This is a genomic window from Desulfuromonadales bacterium (genome assembly GCA_035620395.1).
Classification (GTDB): domain Bacteria; phylum Desulfobacterota; class Desulfuromonadia; order Desulfuromonadales; family DASPGW01; genus DASPGW01.
The window spans coordinates 1-2370 of sequence record DASPGW010000165.1 but is presented as its reverse complement, the minus strand read 5'-3'; the positions used below and the strand labels follow the sequence as shown (position 1 = coordinate 2370).

4 protein-coding genes are annotated in these 2370 nt (G+C 68.4%); 3 read left to right on the top strand and 1 reads right to left on the bottom strand.

Annotated features, from left to right (window positions below):
- Positions 1-535, bottom strand: a 535-nt coding sequence (locus tag VD811_08850) for a polysaccharide deacetylase family protein (protein ID HXV21080.1), incomplete at its 3' end; no start/stop codon positions are given.
- A 292-nt stretch (positions 536-827) separates the two neighbouring features.
- On the opposite strand from VD811_08850, the gene lexA reads away from it, so the two are divergent.
- The 3 genes from lexA to dinB form a co-directional block, all read left to right on the top strand.
- Positions 828-1433 (top strand): transcriptional repressor LexA, encoded by a 606-nt coding sequence (lexA, locus tag VD811_08845; GenBank protein HXV21079.1) that lies wholly within the window; start codon positions 828-830, stop codon positions 1431-1433.
- Between the two features lie 4 nt (positions 1434-1437).
- Positions 1438-1689 carry a hypothetical protein gene (locus VD811_08840; GenBank protein HXV21078.1) on the top strand — a complete coding sequence of 84 codons (252 nt, stop codon included), beginning with the start codon at positions 1438-1440 and terminating at the stop codon, positions 1687-1689.
- Positions 1686-2370: DNA polymerase IV (dinB, locus tag VD811_08835; GenBank protein ID HXV21077.1), on the top strand; the 685-nt coding region annotated here is incomplete at its 3' end. The genes VD811_08840 and dinB, both read left to right, overlap by 4 nt.

The following is a 2370-nucleotide window of genomic DNA, read 5'->3' as shown; positions in this document are numbered from 1 at the left end:
CGGCGGTGTGCCAGCCCCGGCCGTTGGCGTGCATGATGATGATTGAGCCGTTGCGGGCGCCCCGCTGCACCTCCTTGAGGATGGCGGCGGCATCCATTCCCGGGTCGGGATCGCCGGTGACGACGTCCCACTGGATGATTCGCACTCCCCGGGCGGCAGCGGCCTGCAGGGTCGCCGGGGTATGGGTGCCGAAGGGGAGGCGGAAGAGCCGGCTGCTCCGGCCGGCAACGCGGATCAGCTCCGCTTCGGTCCGATCGATTTCGGCGGCAATCTCCCCGGCGGAGAGGCGGCGCAGGTCGGGGTGCCCCCAGGAGTGATTGCCCAGCTCGAAGCGCGGGTTGGCCGCCAGCCGGCGCGCCTCCTCCGGGTGGCTGCGCAGCCAGTCGCCGCCGGCGAAAAAGGTGGCCGCAACCTTCTCCCGTTCGAGGAAGTCAACGATCTGCCGGTCGAAGCCGGACGGGCGCTCCGGCACCTGGCAGAGGTCGAAGGTCAGGGCGACGCGGGGCAGTTCGCGCGGGCCGTGCGTGATCAGCATTGGCTCCGGGACAGCGGCCCCGGCGGCGATCGCCGCGCAGAGGCAGAACAGCAACAGGATCCAGACCCTCCGGAATCCGGGTAGCAAAACACGGGGAGTTTCGATAGGGCAACCTTCCTTTCCGCCGGCAGCGGTGATGCTTCGGATTTCCGATTCTACGCCATACACCTGCCCCCGTCCACAGCGATAACGGTCCGGCGCGTTTTAACCGTGGTGCAGGGCTCCCACTTCTCTTGACATCCCTCGGCGGTCCGTGTAGGTTGTCATTTGACAACCATCCAGGAGACACAGCATGGAAGAGCTCACCCCCCGCCAGAGGCAGGTTCTCGACTTCGTCACCGGCTGCCTCGATCGCCACGGCTACCCGCCCACCCTGCGGGAGATCGCCGCCCATCTCGGCATCCGTGGCACTCTCGGCGCAGCGAAGCATCTCGAGGCCCTGGAACGCAAGGGGCTGATCCGCAAAAGCCCCGGCAGCTCCCGCGGTCTCGCTCTTACCGGCCGCGGCGCCCCGGCGGTTTCCCTCCCCGTGGTCGGCACGGTGCGGGCCGGCGCCCCGCAACCGGCAATGGAGGAGATCGAAGGGTATTTCGCCGTAGATCCCGGGCAGCGCCGGGGGGGCGCCTTCTTTCTGCGGGTGAAGGGGGACTCGATGATCGGCGCCGGTATTCTGGAGGGAGACCTTGCCCTGGTCCGTCCGCAGCCGACGGCAGCCAACGGCGAAATCGTCGTCGCCCTCCTCGACGGCGAGGCGACCCTCAAGCGCTTCTTCCGCGAGCCGGACCACATCCGCTTGCAGCCGGAGAACCCTGCTCTGAAGCCGATCATCGTCCGCTCCGGCGACGGCGAAGTCATCCTCGTCGGCAAGGTCGTCGGCCTCTACCGGATCATGGAGTAGAACCATGCAGCGCATCAACGAGCCAGTCCGCGTCGGTGCCGTCTTCGGCCCGGGGAGCCATATCCGCCCGGTCTGGTTCGACTGGCGGCGGCGCAAGTACGAGATCGGCGAGGTTACCTACCGCTGGCACGAGCGGGAGGGGGCGACAGCCGCCATCCACTTCACCGTCATTGCCGGCGGCGCCCTCTACGAGCTGGTCTTCGACACCGGCCGCCAGACCTGGGTCCTGGCGGGGCAGGAGGCGGAGTCGCCATGAGCGACCGCACCATCCTGCACGTCGACATGAACGCCTTCTTCGCCGCGGTCGAGCAGCAGAACAATCCGGCACTCCGGGGAAAGCCGGTGGCGGTGATCGGCTCGGGGGCGCGCACCATCATCACCACCGCCTCCTACGAGGCGCGGGCCTGCGGAGTAAGGACCGGCATGACCGTCCGCGAGGCGACGGAGCGCTGCCCCGGGATCGTTCTGGTGGTCGGCAACAACCGCCGCTACACCCACACCTCTGCCGGCATCGTCGCCATCCTGCGCGACTACACGCCGCTGGTCGAGGTCTTCTCCATCGACGAAGCGTTCCTCGACCTGACCGGCTGCCTCACCCTCTTCGGCCCGCCCGAGCGGATCGCCCACCAGATCAAGGCGCGCATCCGCCACCGCTTCGGACTCACCTGCTCGATCGGCGTGGCGCCGAACAAGCTGCTGGCCAAGCTCGCCTCGGAGATGAAGAAGCCGGACGGCCTCACCGTCCTGCGCCCGGCCGAGATTCCCGCCCTGCTCGAAACGGTGCCGGCCGGCGAACTCTGCGGCATCGGCCCGAAACTAAAGCGCCAGCTCGCCCTGCTCGGCGTTCGCACCTGCGGCGAACTGGGGCGCTTTCCCCTCGCCATCCTGACCCGCAAATACGGCATCGTCGGCGAGCGGCTGCAGCAGATGGGACGCG